Here is a 16,806-nt window from a genome sequence, read left to right as displayed (position 1 = left end):
AAAAGTTTCATACTCTCGCTTTGGCTAAAGTTGGATTTAAAGCATATATTTCTTCCGGTACACTTAAAGTAGCACCATTATAATGCTTCAATCTCTACAATACCATCGTCGTGAATAAATGCTACATCAATAAATGTATATGTATTATATATAGCTACTATCAAACATATAATTGCCACCATTTTTATCCAAAAGAAATATTTTTTCCTTTTAAATTTTAGAAAAACAACAATCGGCAATATAATATTAAGAATTGGTATTCTACACGCTGCTAAAAGCAATATACTACACAGCAATGGCACTATTGCATCACCTTTAGAGGAAGAAACTCCTTTTACCCCTTCAACAATGGGCTTTTCTATCGAGTTATCTTCCTCTTCTTTTAACATTATTTCAACGCTTACTCTATAAATTTCCGATAACTTTTGTATCGACTTAATATCTGGGATAGAAGTGTCATGTTCCCAACGGGAAATCATCTGCCTTGTTATATTTAACTTTTCTGCCACTTCTTCCTGAGACATTTTTCTCTCCCTTCTATATTTACATAACTTTTCTCCTAGTGTCATCTTTACTCTCCTCTACATTTTCTATTTTCCAAAACAATATTACTATAGAATTCTACTCCATATAAATCTGTTTGAATTGAAACATATATCGTTATTCCCATAAATATTATACACTGCTATAACTAAATAAACAACTGCTAACCTTCTAAATAAAAACCAGGTATTTCTCCTATTCCTACGAAATCCCCTTCATCGTCAGTTGTATTCTCTTTTTCTTCACATCAACACTCATCACTTTCACGTCCACAATATCTCCCACACTCACTACTTCCAATGGGTGCTTGATAAATTTCTTATCCGTAATCTGTGAAATATGCACTAAGCCGTCCTGATGTACCCCAATATCTACAAAAACACCAAAGTCAATTACATTTCGCACAGTTCCTTTTAAAACCATTCCCTCCGTTAAATCTTTCATTTCCAACACATCTGTTCTCAAAATCGGTTTTGGCATCTCATCACGAGGATCGCGTCCCGGTTTTTCCAATTCCTTTATAATATCTTTTAAAGTAATCTCGCCTACTTCCAGTTCATTTGCCAATTTTTTCTCATCTTTTATTGTTTTTGAGAGAGAGGAAAGTTTCCCTTCTGCAATATCCTGAAGAGAAAAGCCCTGTTTTTCCAGCAATTTTTCCGCCACTTCGTAAGATTCAGGGTGTACGCTTGTACTGTCCAGAGGATTTTTACCTCCCTGAATTCTCATAAATCCCGCACATTGTTCAAATGCTTTCGGTCCTAATTTTGCCACTTTCAATAATTCTTTACGACTTTTAAAACGTCCGTTTTCTTCACGGTAAGCGACAATATTTTTTGCCACCGCGGAAGAAATTCCCGAAATATAAGATAACAGAGGAGCTGACGCCGTGTTTAAGTCTACCCCTACCTTATTTACACAGTCCTCCACAACACCCGATAAAGTTTCACTTAATTTTTTCTGGTTCAAATCATGCTGATACTGTCCTACACCGATAGATTTCGGCTCAATTTTTACCAATTCCGCAAGAGGATCCTGCACACGTCTGGCAATTGATGCGGCGCTTCTCTGTCCCACATCAAACTGCGGAAATTCTTCCGTTGCCAGTTTACTCGCCGAGTACACAGATGCTCCCGCCTCATTTGTAATCATATACTGTACGTTTTCCGGTATTTCTTTCAATAATTCTACAATAATCATCTCAGATTCTCTGGAAGCAGTTCCGTTTCCAAGAGAAATCAATGTAATTCCATATTTGCGAATCAGTTTCTTCAAAGTTTCCTTTGCCTGTGCAATCTTCTGCGGTGTTGTCGGGGCAGTCGGATAAATAACCGTTGTGTCCAGCACTTTTCCCGTTTCGTCCACCACCGCAAGTTTGCAGCCTGTACGGAATGCCGGATCCCAGCCAAGTACAACTTTATTTGCAATTGGAGGCTGCATTAATAACTGTTCTAAATTTTTCCCAAAAACAGAAATTGCTCCGTCTTCTGCTTTTTCCGTCAATTCATTCCTAATTTCACGTTCAATCGCAGGGGCAATCAGACGTTTATAACTATCTTCTATCGCTTCTTTTAAAATCGGTGTTGTATAAGCATTATCACTGTGAATTACTTTCTTTTCCAAATATTGAATCACTTTTTCTTCAGGCACTTCAATTTTTAATTGGAGTATTTTTTCCTTTTCTCCACGATTTAACGCAAGAACACGATGTCCCGCAAGTTTATTGACAGGTTCTTCAAAGTCATAATACATTTCATATACCGACTCCACTGTATCATCTTTTGCCGTAGAAATTAGTTTTCCCTGTTTTGCGGTAAAGTTGCGGAGATAAATACGATAATCCGCCTCATCTGAAATATATTCCGCGATAATGTCTTTTGCCCCCGCAAGCGCCTCCTCAACAGTTTGTACTCCCTTTTCTTCGGATAGATAAGCCTTTGCACTTTCCTCTACAGGGACATTTGTTTTCTGCATCGTAATCAATGCAGCCAATGATTCAAGACCTTTTTCTTTTGCAATTGTTGCTCTTGTTCTTCGTTTCGGTCTGTACGGGCGGTACAAATCATCGACAACCACTAGTGTTTCCGCCATCATAATCTGTCTGCGAAGTTCTTCCGTTAATTTTCCCTGTTCCTCAATGCTCGATAATACCTGTTCTTTTTTCTCTTCCAAGTTTCTTAGATAGGTCAGCCTTTCAAACAACTGTCTTAACTGCTCATCATTTAATGAACCTGTCACTTCTTTTCTATAACGTGAAATAAAAGGAATCGTATTCCCTTCATCAATTAATTTTACCGCTGCCTCTACCTGCCATTTTTTCACACCTAATTCTTCTGTTAATTTTTGATTTATATCCATAATAATTTTTTCTCCTCTTTTTTTATTAGCAGATTTATTATACTCTCTTCTCCTCCTAATCTCAATGTTATCCTGAAACGCAAAATGAGACGAGATTTTCATCTCGTCCCATTTACTATTACTTATCTGTTTCTTTTTCTCCATACAAGAAGAACTGTTGCTGCTGCCAGCATAAGCATTCCTGTCTCGGCAACCGGAGAAGCATCGCCTGTTTTTACAGGTTTGTGATTTCCACCTGATGGTTTTCCTGAATTATCCGGCTTATCCGTATTCCCTGAATTACCTGAATTGCCTGGATTGCCTGGATTGCCCGGATCGCCCGGATTTGGATCCGGATTCGGTTTCTCGTCTTCTTTTACCAAACCTGCTTCTGCTGCGAGAAGTTTTGTTAATGCGTCTTCCACTTCTTTCTGTGTTGCTTCTTCATTTTTAAGAACTGCTTTTGCTTCTTTTAACGCCTCTTTCAGTGTCTTCACACTGTCTTTTGTGTAACCGTCTAAGTCTAATTTTTCAATGCGGTTTACTGCCTCCTGCAATTTACTGAAGTCCGCACGTTTCTGTGCCGAATCAATTGCGTCGTTCAATGCTTTTGCCGCACTGTCAATCTGTTCCTGTGTTACACTTTCGTCATCTTTTTCAAATGCTTTGAGTACGTCTTCTGCCGCTTTCTTTGCTGCCTGCACTCTGTCCCATGAAGACGGAGTCACATCTTCTTCTTTGATTGTTTCTGCCTTCTCAATCGCATCTTTTAATGCGGTTACATCGGCTTTTTCTACAAGTTTATTCTGTGCATCTAAAAGTGCAACTTTGGCATCATTGACCTCTTTCTGTGTTGCGTCTTGATTTTCCAGAACTTCTTTTGCTTTATTTAACGCTTTTTCAAATGCTTCATAAGATTTCTTTGTATAAGAATCTTTGTTTTCCACTACATCTTTTGTATTTGCCACTGCATCTTTTAAGTCTTTGATGTATACCAGTTTGTCTTTTGCATCTTTCAACGTATCATAAGCGTTCTGTACTTCTTCTTTTGTAGGAGCATCTTTCTTCAACACTTCTTTTGCCGCATTTAATGCTGTCTGCATTTCATTCCAGCCTTTGTCGAAGTAATTGTCTTTCTGAAGTTTTTCACATTCATCAATTAAATACTGCAAATTCTGTTTGTCTGCCTCTGATGCTGAATTATCTTCTTCCGCGTCAAAATCAAGCCAAAGGACAACATTTTCTGCTTTTGGATCAGTTGCTTTGTTTAACTGGTCTGCATTTAATGCCTGATTGAATACTCTCACCTGTTCAAAAGTAAGTTCAGACTGTCTTCCTGTTTTCTGTGGTTCATAACCTACAGAGAATGTATTTTCACTCTTATGAACTGATTTTGTTCCTGCTTTTTCCGTCACTTCATTATCTACATATACTTTCAGTGTCTTTCCGTCGTATGATGCTGATAATGTGTGCCATTTATCGAAGAAGTCATTTGGAAGTTGTTCTGTTGTCGCCTGTAACCATGTCGTTCCGTCACTTATGAATGCGTCAATATGGACATCATTTCTGTTTTTGTCGTAGTAAATACGGTAAGCAAAACTGTTGTCACCCATACTTGCAATCATATTGTGTTTTTCATGTGGATTCGTCTGATCCCATACACCTGTATCAGCAGATTTTACTGATGCCGGAACATATACTCTTGATGATACGGTAAATGCGTTGTTTCCTGAAATAGCATCATTTACTACTTTATTCTTATCATCTACAGAGAAGTATCCTTTTAAAGCACCTGTTTCTTTTGTTTCACCTTTTGTAAACTGTGCCGTATTTGGAAGAATTGTATCCAGTTTGTTTTTACTTGAATCAATAATCGTCTGGTCTTCCTGCTCAGGTTTTGCCGTAACGGTAATCTGCGCTTCTGCCGTTAATTCTTCTTTACCGTTTACATTTTCTACTTTCAGTACATAATTACCCGCTTCTGCATTTTCGGAAACAACTACGGTTGCTTTTGTATAATCATCTGTACTGTAGTTTACTTCAATACCTTCTGCATTAAATCCGTCCGCATCTAATATACTCCATTTTACGCTTGTCAGTTTCGCATTTGCGTTGTCCGGTACAAGTGTAAATTCTTTTGAGTTTCCAACTTCGATTGCTGCTTTTGCAGGATCAATCGTTACTTTGTAAATGTTTTCTTTGTCTCTGTGTTTAATATCTTTCATATCTACCCAGAGTGCTACATTTTCATCTTTTGCCTCAATGGCAAGTTTATCACTGTTCTGCGCTGCAACTTCATCTGCTGTCAATGCTTTGCCGTATACATGTACGGAAGAGAAATCTGCTGCGGAACTTCTGTTTGTGGACGGGCAGCCACCGATTGTAAAATCATAATCAGAATGTGCGACGCCTTCTGTTGTTTCAGTCGCTTTTTCTTTCATTAATTTCCCGTCTGCATACAACTGAATTTTGTGATTTGCATCATCATATACACCGACAATCTGATGTTCTTTACCAAGCCAGTTTGCTTTCTGCTCCTCCGTCATCTGGTATTCGATGCTTCTCCATGATCCACCTGCATAAATATGGAAGTCGATATAGCTTGTTCCCCTTGTACGAAGTGCGAATGCTTCATCACCTTTTCCCGCAAACATGTTGTAATCCAATGAACCTGTCGGTGTCACTTTCGTTTCCACTGTAAATGATTTATTTCCTTCCAAAACAGGATTTAATACTTCGTTAAACGGAACTGCAAGTTTTCCGTTCATCACGACAGTTTCACCGTTCTTTTTAAATTTTGCAGAAGATTCATATGGGATTTCCAAAGCATTTTTGCTTAAATCCTGAATATAAGTTTCTTTATCTTCTAATGCTTTTACTTCTTTTACATATCCTTCTACTAATTTGCTTCTGTCTTTATCTTTGTTTACGATGGCAGCCTGCTCTTTTGTCATTGCGTTTACATCTGCCTGAAGTTCTTCCACTTCTTCTAACTGACTGTAGTCGTATACAACGAAAGAATCGATACGGTCAATTAAAGACTGCGCATATTCTTTATCATAGTCTTCTCTGTTGAAAGAAGAAACTTCGTGATAAGATTTTGCCATGTTTCCTAAACTTTCTGGATTTGCATTTTTATCTGCAGGAATCATTGTAAATTCCCACTCATATACTTTGCTTGCCGGAAGTTGATACTGTGCCAAAGGTCCAGGGCCACAGGTTGCTCCACCTGTACCGAGTGAACCGTAGTTTACACTTAAGATTGTTTCTTTTCTCGGAGTCAAACCGTAAACATGTGTAACTGCATTCAAATCGTCCGGTGTAAAGTGAAGAGCGCTCGCCTCTACTTTATCTTTTGCTGAAATCAAAAGTGCCGTATTACTGTTATCACTCTTAACTGAGAGCCATTTTACATCTGTAAGGTTTCCTGTGTCATCTACCTTCAAATATGGATAGAAGAAATCTGTTACCGTATTTGTATAGATGCCCTGTCTTGCATTTGTTTTTCTGTCATTAAATGTTTCCACCGGTCCGTTTCCGTACCATGTTACATCTTCAAATCCTTCCGGAAGTGTCATCATTGAACCGACACGGATAAAGTTGCCCATACCGCTCTTTGTTGCGTCCACTGACATTTTGACAGATACTTCCCCGCTTCCGTTGATTGTATATACAATCGTTTCTTTTGTGTTCTTTGCGTCCGGGAATACTAAATCTGCCGTAATGACATTCTGTCCCACTTCATTTTTTTCTGCTTTTACAGATTCAACTTTAATGTTTTTCTCTACATTCTGCCATGCTCTGTCAAATGAAACTTTATCATTTTCTACAAGTCCTCTCCAGAAGTTTGGAACAGGACCTTCCTTCACTAAAGTTTCTCCATTATAGGTATAGTTTTTCATTGTACCTGTTGCTTTATCAATGGAGAATGCAAATTTTTCTCCTTTCACTTCAAAAGCGCTCTCTGTCTCATTTACCGTAACCGCTTTATCACTCACCTGTGGTGCTGCCTGCTCTACAGTGACCGGAACTTCAATCTGAGACCATGACATCTCAGCGCCTTTCTTAGCCCACTCTGTATCTGCTTTCAGACTTACGGAAATATTCAGATAATATTCTGTTCCTGCCGGAATCTTTTCAGGCATGGTAAACGGCACTTTAATTGTTCCGTTTGTCTGTGGAGCAACATCAGTATCTGCTACTGTTCCTGATTGAATTTCTTTACCGTTTTCCATCAACTGCCATGTCACGTCATATTCATTTAAGTTTTCGAAATTACTTTCGTTATATACTTTTATCTGACGTGCATCTAAGTCCGCAACATCTGCGCTGAACCAGAAATTCTGATACTGATATTTTACTTCCATTAATTCCGGCTGTGGATTTCTGTCCGGGCTTACTAAACCGTTTTGACAGAAACTGTTATCGTTCGGAACATCTCCCCAGTCTCCGCCGTATCCGTAGAATTTGCCTTTGATTTCATCAGCATACAGGTTTTTATGTGCGTTTTCCGTTGCGTAATAATCCCAGCCGCTTGCCTGTGCTTTTGTATGTTCATCAGCGTAATCTAACCAAAGTACAACGCTCTTATCCTTTGAAGAAATCGCAGGTGTCGTGAAATTCTGCGCTTTCAATTCCTCTGCCGTGAGCGCCTTGTTGTAAATTCTTGCTACGGAAATCTGTCCGTCTACTTTACGTCCGTGTATATTATCATAGCCTACACCTACAGGGCTGTCACTTGCTGCAATCTTATCATTCACATTATTTGTTGCGAGTTGTTTACCGTCCACGTAAATACTAATCTTTCCTTTATCGTAAACGCCCGCTACCTGATGCCACTGATTTTCCCAGTTTGCCGGGAAGTCACAGGAAACACTCTTCCAACTATTATCTGCATAGATGAAAAATTCAAGCCCTTTTCCTGAACTCTGTGTCTTCAATGCAACCTGAGTATCACCCTTTGACAATAATACGCTGTTTTGAGATGACGATGCAGGTTTTACAATTGTTTCAAATGTGAAAGATTTACCTGTTCCGGATAATGCTGCATTGTATTTTTCATTCTGATCCATGATTGTGTAACCGCTGAATGCTTTTCCGCCGTTCATGCTTCCTTCTCCGGCATTATCAATCCAGTTTTCTTCCTCACCGATTGCATCACCGGATACACCTGTTTTATCCGTTACACCATATTCATAGCCAAGTTCGTCTAAATCTACTTCTCTCGCCTGGTCTACCCAGTCCCAAACAAATCCTCCAAGCATATTGTCTGCACTTCTGATAGCGTCCCAATATTCCTTCAGGTTACCGACAGAGTTTCCCATACCATGTGCATACTCGCAGAGAACATATGGAATCTTGCCTTCCCCTGCTCTTCCCTGTGTTGTGTCCACACTCGGATACATATTACTTCCCATATCCGTTCCCATTTTATCGTTCTGACCTTCACTGTGTACCGGTCTTGTCGGGTCATTATTTTTGAAATACCAAATCATATCTCTGAACATTCCGTTGGAAGTGTTCGGATCTGATGTATATACCATCTCATTACCGATTGACCAGATAACAATTGCCGGATTATTTTTCAGGCGTTTGTATGATGTTTCTGTTCTGTCCATCGCAAGTTCATAGAACAGTCCTTTGGCATTATGGTCATTCATAATTGCGTGACTTTCCATATTTGTCTCACCAATCATATACAATCCATAAGAATTACATAACCAGTAAAAATAGTCATCATTACTGTAATGAGATGTTCTCACTGCGTTTAAGTTATTCTGTTTCATCAGTTTAACATCTTCAAGTATTGTTGACTGTGGAACCGCTTTTCCATAGAATGGGTCTGTATCGTGGCGATTCGCTCCTTTTAATAAAAGACGTTCTCCGTTAATTTTTACCGGATCCCATTTCTTCGTTGTTACGTTATAGTTTTTATCTACTTCCGTGCGTGTAAATTCAATTTCACGGAATCCAAGTTGTGTGGAAACAGTTTCCACTGCATTTCCGCTTTCATCTACAAGTGTTAAAACAAGAGCATACAAATTCGGATTCTCTGCTGACCAGAGTTTTGGATTTGCCACCTTTGTTTTCAACTCTACTGTCTTTGTTTTAGTCGATACAACCTCTTCCACCGGAACAGATACTCCTCCCAAAATATCATTTCCGTCTTTATCCAGTGCTTTCGCCTGAATTTTATATCCGCTCTGTGCTGCATCGGAAAGGTTTCGTATATCTGCTGAAATCTTAAGTGTTGCATTCTTATAAGAAGAATCTAAATCTGTACGAACCGTATAATCTTTAATCTGCATAAGCGGTGCACTTGTCAGATAAACATCACGGAAAATACCACCGTCATAAATCATATCCTGGTCCTCAAACCATGTACCGTCACAGAATTTATGTACTTTAACGGCCAAAATATTTTCGCCTTCCTGCAAGTAGTCTGTCACATCAAAATGATGCGGACTGTAACTGTCCTCGCTGTACCCTACTTCTTTACCGTTTACATATACATAGTATGCGGATTCCACACCCGCAAAGTTTAAGTATACTCTCCGTCCGTCATTTAACATTTTATCGTCCACTGTAAATGTCTTGCGGTAAAGTCCTACCGGGTTGTAATTTGTCGGGGCATTCGGTGCAGATACATTTTGGTCATACTTAGACTGCCACGGCATCTGTACGTTTGTATAAATGGAAAAATCAAAATCATCTCTCGTCCAACTCTTCGGCAATTCCACCGACTTCCAGCCGTCCGCCTCCTGTTTTTGATAATCCTTTGTCATGAAGCCGTTTTCGCCCATGAACTTCTGTGCCTGCTCCTGATTCTGTACAACAGTCAAATCCCATTTCTGATTTTTTCCTGTCAGCAGTTGGAAGTATTCTGAGTTCTCCCGCGCGTTATAATCCCAAACCGCACCTGCTGCGGACGCCGTATCCTGATAAGGAATGATGCTGACACCCGCATCTTCTCTGTTGATTCCGAATACGTCCTCCCCCGTTACCTGTTTGCCGTCTACATCTTCGTAGTCCGTTCCTGTCCATTCTTTGTGGGTAAATTTCGTCTTATCCACGTCCGCTCTGATTTTCTCCGACGGGTTCAAAGACTCCTGCGCCCTGACGGTAAGTGTCCCTTGCGGGAAACTTGTTCCAATCATCGCCGCCACCAAAAGAAGGGCAGTGATTTTTTTCTTCTTCATACTTTTTCCTCCTTTTTTCAAAGATTTGATAAAGCGTATCTATTTTGTATTATATACCGTTTTTTTAACATTTTCAGTACATTTTTTTAGGAAAATTGTATAATTTTTTAATGTTTTCAGCAAGAAAAACGGTAGGAGGCAAAAAGGGACAGGGCAAAACGTAATTAGGGACGTAGCATTTCTTAATTTTACTACGTCCCTAATTACAGTTTACAGTACGGAAATAAATTTTCTGAATTCTTTTCTTCCTTCTTCAGTGCATTTATATACGCCCGCATCTTCTAATACATGTGTAAATACGATTCCGATTTCTTCCTGTAAAATATCCATGACATTTTCTTTTGTAATCTCCGCATATTTTGGCAGGAATGTATCTGTCCATTCTTTATGTTTTGCAATTTTTTCGTTTGAACTGATATCTTTTCCTTCGACAATGTAGTCTGCAAGGATTTCCATTTCTTCTTTAAGTCTTGCAGGGAGAACTGCCAACCCCATTACTTCAATCAGACCGATGTTTTCTTTTTTGATATTGTGCCATTGAGCATGCGGGTGATATACGCCCAGCGGGTGCTCATCTGTTGTAATATTGTTGCGAAGCGCCAAGTCTAATTCATATGTGTCTCCAACTTTTCTCGCAATCGGTGTGATCGTGTTGTGTGTCTCTCCGTCTGTCTCAGCATAGACAAATGCGTCCTCGTCCGTATATCCTCTCCATTTATCTAAGATATGTGCGCCCAACTCGATTAATCTTGTCTCATCTTTTCCACGTAAACGGATAACGGATAACGGCCAGTGTACAATTCCAGCTTCCACATCTTCAAATCCTTCTACGGAAAATGTTTCTTCCATAGGCGCTTTTGCCATTGCGAATGTGTAGTTTCCGCCCTGGAAATGGTCATGGCTTAAAATAGAACCGCCTACGATTGGCAGATCAGCATTAGAGCCTAAGAAATAATGTGGAAGTAATTTTACAAAGTCAAACAACTTGATAAATGTCTGTTTCTCGATTTTCATCGGTGTATGCTGTCCGTTAAATACGATACAGTGTTCATTGTAATATACATATGGAGAATACTGGAATCCCCACGCACTGTCATTTACAGTGATTGGCATAATACGATGGTTTTCACGGGCCGGGTGATTTACTCTTCCGGCATACCCTTCGTTTTCCACACAGAGCTGACATTTCGGATAACTGCTTGACTTACTGTTTTTCGCTGCTGCGATGGCTTTTGGATCCTTTTCCGGTTTTGACAGATTGATTGTAATGTCAATCTCTCCGTATGGGCTGTCCACTTTCCATTTTCTGTCTTTACATACACGGTAACGGCGAATGTAATCGCTGTCCTGACTTAGTTTATAATAATAGTCTGTCGCCTCTTTCGGAGAAACTTCGTATTTCTTTGCAAAAGTTTCCTGTACCTGTGCCGGACGTGGAACGAGACAATTCATCATTTTTGTATCAAACAAATCACGGTATACGATGCTGTCCTCAATAATTCCTCTCGCACACGCCTCATCTAATAATTCTTTTAAAATTTCTTCCAGATTTAACTCTTCCCCTTCAATGGAAACGTCCTCATATTCGTCTTCCTTGAATAATTCTAACAATAAGTTGGTTGTATAAATGCGTTCGCACTCAGGTGTCAGACCTGTTTCAACACCATACTCTACCAGTTTTTTAATGCTTTTACTTAACATAACTTCCTCCACATTTTCGCTTTTATGCCAATACTCCTGCTCCGTCTCCGATATCCACTACATAGAATTCTGCTTTATGTCCTACTTTTTCTTCATATTTCTGACCGATTGTCTCAATGAAGTTGTCCACTGCGTCATTCTTTACAATGCTGACTGTGCAGCCACCGAATCCGCCTCCTGTAATTCTTGAGCCGATTACGCCTTCTGTTGCCCATGCAAGGTCTACTAAAATATCTATTTCTTCACAGGATACTTCATAGTCATCTCTTAAGGAAGTGTGTGAAGCGTTCATTAATTTTCCAAATGTTTCGATATCATTTGCTTTTAAAGCCGCTACCGCCTTAATTGTTCTCTGGTTTTCGTATACGGCGTGTTTTGCACGTTTCTGTCTGACAGAGGATTTGATTGCGTCTTTGTGTGCTTCAAATTCTTCCTCAGATAAGTCTCCCAATGTCTTAATATCCGTAACTTCCTGTAATTCTTTCAACGCTGTCTCACATTCGTTTCTTCTGTCGTTATATGCGGAATCCACAAGGCTGTGTTTTACTTTACTGTTGACAATGACGATTTTCGCGTCTTCCAATACAACAGGTGCATATTCATAGTGAAGTGTATTCGTATCTAAAAAGATTGCGTTATCTTTTTTACCCATTGCACTTGCAAACTGATCCATAATTCCACAGTTACAGCCGTTAAAATTATTTTCAGAATACTGTCCGATTAATGCAATGTCTACCATAGATACATCAAATCCGAATAAATCTTTTAAAACAACTCCCGTTAATACTTCCAAAGAAGCTGATGAGGAAAGTCCTGAGCCGTTTGGAATATTTCCATAGATTAAAATATCCATACCGCCTGTCAATTTGTATCCTCTCTTCTCAAATGCCCACATAACTCCCTTCGGATAGTTTGTCCAGCCTGCCGCCTCTGAAGGAACTAAATCATTCAAATCAGACTCGATAATTCCCAACGAAGAAAAGTTTGCCGAATAAAATCTCAACACATTGTCTGTTCTTTTTTTCACAATTGCATATGTACCGATTGTAAGAGCACACGGAAATACATGACCTCCGTTGTAGTCTGTATGTTCACCGATTAAGTTTACACGTCCCGGTGCAAAATATGCTCTGACCTCTTCATCTGTCCCAAATATTTCTTTAAACTGTTCAATCAACTTCGCTTTCACTCTTCTATTCTCCTTTGTTACTATAATTTATACAAAAATGCATTCTATTGGCATTATACCATAATTTGCACTACTATCAAAGTTTTTCATATATTTTTCTGTGACAATCCAACTAGTCAAATATTCCACAAATTCATCTAAAATCTTCACTTTGTAAACTTTGACTATATTTTAACTTTTATTGTATATTTTCTTGTTATATATTACAATGAAGGTTATAAATAGATTCTATAGAGAGGTGATTTTATGAGCAGACTGGAAATTGCTACACCCAACAAAGCACAGGTTGTTGTAGAAGGGCTTTACAAAGATTTGGAACGAAGAATCGAGGCAAGCCCTCCGGGATTATGTCCTGTAGATATGGCAAGGGCTTTTCTTGAACTTTGTCACGCACAGACTTGTGGAAAATGTGTACCGTGCCGTGTTGGTCTCTGGCAATTGAAGAATTTACTCACGGACGTATTGAACGGAAATGCAACTTTAGATACACTTGATTTAATGGAGGACAGCGCATTGTCAATTATGCAGTCCTCCGACTGTGCCATCGGATACGAGGCGGCACACATGGTATATAAGGCGCTTGTCGGTTATCGGGAAGATTTTGAGGAACATATTCGGGAAGGGCGCTGTACATGTACATATAACCAGCCGGTACCTTGCGTTTCCCTCTGTCCTGCAAAAGTGGATATACCTGGATATATCGCTCTTGTCGGTGAAGGAAGATATGAGGACGCCATTCGTTTAATCCGCAAAGACAACCCGTTCCCTACAACATGCGGTTTCATTTGCGAACACCCTTGCGAAGCGAGATGCCGCAGAAATATGGTGGACGATGCCATAAATATTCGCGGTTTGAAGCGTTTTGCAGCAGATTATGCCGGAAAAGTTCCACCGCCAAAATGTGCCGAATCCACAGGAAAACGTATCGCTGTTGTTGGCGGAGGTCCCGGCGGACTTAGCAGCGCCTATTATTTACAGTTGATGGGACATCAGGTTACCGTGTATGAAATGCTTCCAAAATTAGGCGGAATGCTCCGATACGGTATTCCAAACTACCGTCTTCCAAAAGAGCGTCTGGACGATGACATTGACGCTATTTTACAGACTGGCGTGGAAGTAAAATACGGACTGCGAATCGGAAAAGATATTACTATCCAAAGCCTTCGTGCCGAGTATGACGCCGTTTTAATTACAATCGGTGCAAGCACGGATAAAAAACTCGGTATTGAAGGAGAGCAGGCTGACGGTGTTCTCTCTGCCGTACAATTTTTGCGCGATGTGGGCAAAAATCAAAATCCTGATTTAACGGGACAGGAAGTTGCCGTTATCGGTGGCGGGAATGTTTCCATGGACGCTGTCCGCACAGCTGTCCGCTTAGGCGCTAAGAAAGTAAGTATCGTATATAGAAGACGTGTTGCTGATATGACTGCCCTCCCTGACGAAATTGAAGGTGCAGTTGCAGAAGGAATTGAAGTACAGACGTTAAAAGCCCCTTCCAAAATTGATGTAGACGAAAACGGACATGTGAAGGGACTTTATGTCACTCCGCAAATGATTAGCAAAATCAAAGACGGACGTGCAAGCGTAAAACCTACGGGTGAAGAAGACATTTACATTCCTTGCACAACACTTATCGTTGCCATCGGACAGGATATTGAATTCCAGCACTTTGAAGAAGCCGGAGTTCCTGTCAAACGCGGAAGAATTATGTCTGAGAAATACGGCGGTTTCGATGATATACCGGGCGTATTTGCGGGCGGTGACTGTGCTACGGGACCTGCTTCCGTTATCAAGGCAATCGCGGCTGCAAAAGTTATCGCAGCAAATATTGACGAATATTTAGGATTTAACCATATTATTTCTTGTGATGTGGAAATTCCTGAACCAAACTTAGACGACAGAACTCCTTGTGGAAGAGTAAATATGACCGAGCGTGAAGTCTGTCAGCGTATCCACGACTTTGAGGGAGTGGAAAACTGCATGAGTGAAGCGGAAGCAAAACAGGAATCTTCACGCTGCCTGCGTTGTGACCACTTTGGTTTTGGCATATTTAAAGGAGGTAGAGAGAAATTATGGTAAATTTAACAATTGATAATAAACAAATTTCCGTGCCTGAAGGTACAACGATTTTAGAGGCAGCAGAGCAGAACGGAATCCCTATCCCCAGATTATGTTATCTGAAAGGTTTAAATGAGATCGGTGCATGCCGTGTCTGTGTGGTGGAATTGGTTGGGAAAGAACGCCTGATTCCTTCCTGCAACAATGTTGTGGAAGAAGGAATGGTAATTTACACTAACAGTCCAAAAGTACGCATGAACCGTAAAAAAACAGTAGAATTTCTGCTTTCTCAACACGACTGCCAGTGTGCAACATGTGCAAGAAGCGGAAACTGTACACTGCAGACGATAGCAAACGACTTAAATATTATCGACATTCCGTTTAAACAACGGTTGGAAAAGATGGCCTGGAACAAAGATTTTCCTCTTATCCGCGACTCCGCAAAATGTATTAAATGTATGCGCTGCGTACAGGTTTGTGATAAAGTACAAAACCTTCATGTTTGGGATTTGGAAAGTACAGGTTCACGTACAACTGTGCATGTTTCCAAAAACCGCAAAATTGAGGAGGCGGACTGTTCCCTCTGCGGACAGTGTATTACGCACTGCCCTGTAGGCGCTCTGCGTGAACGTGATGACACGGATAAAGCGTGGGAAGCCATCGCTGACAAAGACAAAATTACGGTTGTACAGGTTGCCCCTGCCGTTCGTACTGCGTGGGGTGAGGCTTTGGGACTCAGCCGCGAGGAAGCAACTATCGGAAAAATTGTTGACTCTCTCCGACAAATGGGCTTTGACTATGTATTTGACACAACATTTTCAGCAGACCTTACAATTATGGAGGAAGGAAATGAATTTCTGGAACGTTTCCTCTCAGGAGAATTAAAAACAAGACCAATGTTTACTTCCTGCTGCCCGGGCTGGATCCGTTTTATCAAATCCCAGTACCCGCACTTAGTTCCACAGTTATCTACCGCTAAATCTCCTCAGCAGATGTTCGGTACGGTAATGAAAACATATTTTGCTAAATCTATCGGAGTAAATCCTGAAAATATCTGCACGGTTTCCATTATGCCTTGTGTCGCTAAAAAAGGTGAGCGCAATATGGAATTATACTATGAGGAATATGCGGGGCACGATGTGGATATTGTTCTGACTACAAGAGAGTTGACGAGAATGATTCGTTCCTCACACATTAAACCGTCCACATTGTCTGACGTGGAATGTGACAGACTTATGCAGGACGGAAGCGGCGCCGGAGTGATTTTCGGTGCAACAGGCGGTGTTATGGAAGCGGCATTACGTTCCGCATATTATCTCCTTATGGGGAAAAACCCTGACGCCGATGCTTTCTCCGTAGTGCGAAGTGAAAAATTTAATCAGGGCGTTATCTCCGCTGAATTTTCTATAGGTGATGCCAAGATTCAGACCGCCGTTGTAAGCGGTTTGGGAAATACCCGCAAATTGATAGACGCCATTGAGCACGGCGATGTTCACTATGATTTCGTGGAAGTTATGGCCTGTCCGGGCGGCTGCGTAGGCGGAGGCGGTCAGCCAATCCATGACGGTGAAGAACTGGCCCATATCCGCGGTCAAAATTTATATTACCTTGATAAGAATGCAAAAATACGTTTTTCTCATGAAAATCAGGACGTTTTAAAACTGTATGAAGACTTTATGGAAAAACCATTATCTCACAAAGCACATATGCTTTTGCATACGGATCACAACGCATGGGAAATGCCAAAAAGACGTTAAAAAGGCTCTAAAATAAATGTTG

Annotated in this window: 7 protein-coding genes; 2 read left to right on the top strand and 5 right to left on the bottom strand. The window is 40.4% G+C overall.

Annotated features, from left to right (window positions below; all coding sequences use genetic code 11):
• Positions 1 to 77: 77 nt before the first annotated feature.
• The 5 genes from ACYQ35_RS11200 to ACYQ35_RS11180 form a co-directional block, all read right to left on the bottom strand.
• Positions 78 to 569 (bottom strand): helix-turn-helix domain-containing protein, encoded by a 492-nt coding sequence (locus tag ACYQ35_RS11200; protein ID WP_459833598.1) that lies wholly within the window; start codon positions 567 to 569, stop codon positions 78 to 80.
• Between the two features lie 175 nt (positions 570 to 744).
• On the bottom strand, positions 745 to 2,901 hold the full coding sequence (locus ACYQ35_RS11195; RefSeq protein WP_459833595.1) for a Tex family protein: 2,157 nt from the start codon (positions 2,899 to 2,901) through the stop codon (positions 745 to 747).
• Between the two features lie 122 nt (positions 2,902 to 3,023).
• On the bottom strand, positions 3,024 to 10,079 hold the full coding sequence (locus tag ACYQ35_RS11190) for a glycoside hydrolase family 2 TIM barrel-domain containing protein (protein ID WP_459833592.1): 7,056 nt from the start codon (positions 10,077 to 10,079) through the stop codon (positions 3,024 to 3,026).
• A gap of 210 nt (positions 10,080 to 10,289) precedes the next feature.
• Positions 10,290 to 11,780 carry a UDP-glucose--hexose-1-phosphate uridylyltransferase gene (galT, locus tag ACYQ35_RS11185; protein WP_459833589.1) on the bottom strand — a complete coding sequence of 497 codons (1,491 nt, stop codon included), beginning with the start codon at positions 11,778 to 11,780 and terminating at the stop codon, positions 10,290 to 10,292.
• A gap of 22 nt (positions 11,781 to 11,802) precedes the next feature.
• Positions 11,803 to 12,969, bottom strand: a complete 1,167-nt coding sequence (locus ACYQ35_RS11180) for a galactokinase (RefSeq protein WP_459833584.1) — start codon at positions 12,967 to 12,969, stop codon at positions 11,803 to 11,805.
• A gap of 246 nt (positions 12,970 to 13,215) precedes the next feature.
• On the opposite strand from ACYQ35_RS11180, the gene ACYQ35_RS11175 reads away from it, so the two are divergent.
• Complete coding sequence (locus ACYQ35_RS11175; RefSeq protein WP_009462544.1) at positions 13,216 to 15,048, top strand: NAD(P)-binding protein; 1,833 nt, start codon at positions 13,216 to 13,218, stop codon at positions 15,046 to 15,048.
• Positions 15,042 to 16,784 carry a [FeFe] hydrogenase, group A gene (locus ACYQ35_RS11170; RefSeq protein WP_459833579.1) on the top strand — a complete coding sequence of 581 codons (1,743 nt, stop codon included), beginning with the start codon at positions 15,042 to 15,044 and terminating at the stop codon, positions 16,782 to 16,784. Before ACYQ35_RS11175 ends, ACYQ35_RS11170 begins: the two co-directional genes overlap by 7 nt.
• Positions 16,785 to 16,806 lie beyond the last annotated feature (22 nt).

The organism is Faecalimonas hominis (assembly GCF_054660755.1).
This window is presented reverse-complemented; position numbering and strand designations above follow the sequence as displayed.

Excerpts from the sequence above, each read along its gene's own strand:
- ACYQ35_RS11190 (WP_459833592.1), bottom strand. The coding sequence starts at position 10,079 with ATGAAGAAGAAAAAAATCACTGCCCTTCTTTTGGTGGCGGCGATGATT.
- ACYQ35_RS11200 (WP_459833598.1), bottom strand. The coding sequence starts at position 569 with ATGACACTAGGAGAAAAGTTATGTAAATATAGAAGGGAGAGAAAAATG.
- ACYQ35_RS11170 (WP_459833579.1), top strand. The coding sequence starts at position 15,042 with ATGGTAAATTTAACAATTGATAATAAACAAATTTCCGTGCCTGAAGGT.
- ACYQ35_RS11195 (WP_459833595.1), bottom strand. The coding sequence starts at position 2,901 with ATGGATATAAATCAAAAATTAACAGAAGAATTAGGTGTGAAAAAATGG.
- ACYQ35_RS11175 (WP_009462544.1), top strand. The coding sequence starts at position 13,216 with ATGAGCAGACTGGAAATTGCTACACCCAACAAAGCACAGGTTGTTGTA.
- galT (WP_459833589.1), bottom strand. The coding sequence starts at position 11,780 with ATGTTAAGTAAAAGCATTAAAAAACTGGTAGAGTATGGTGTTGAAACA.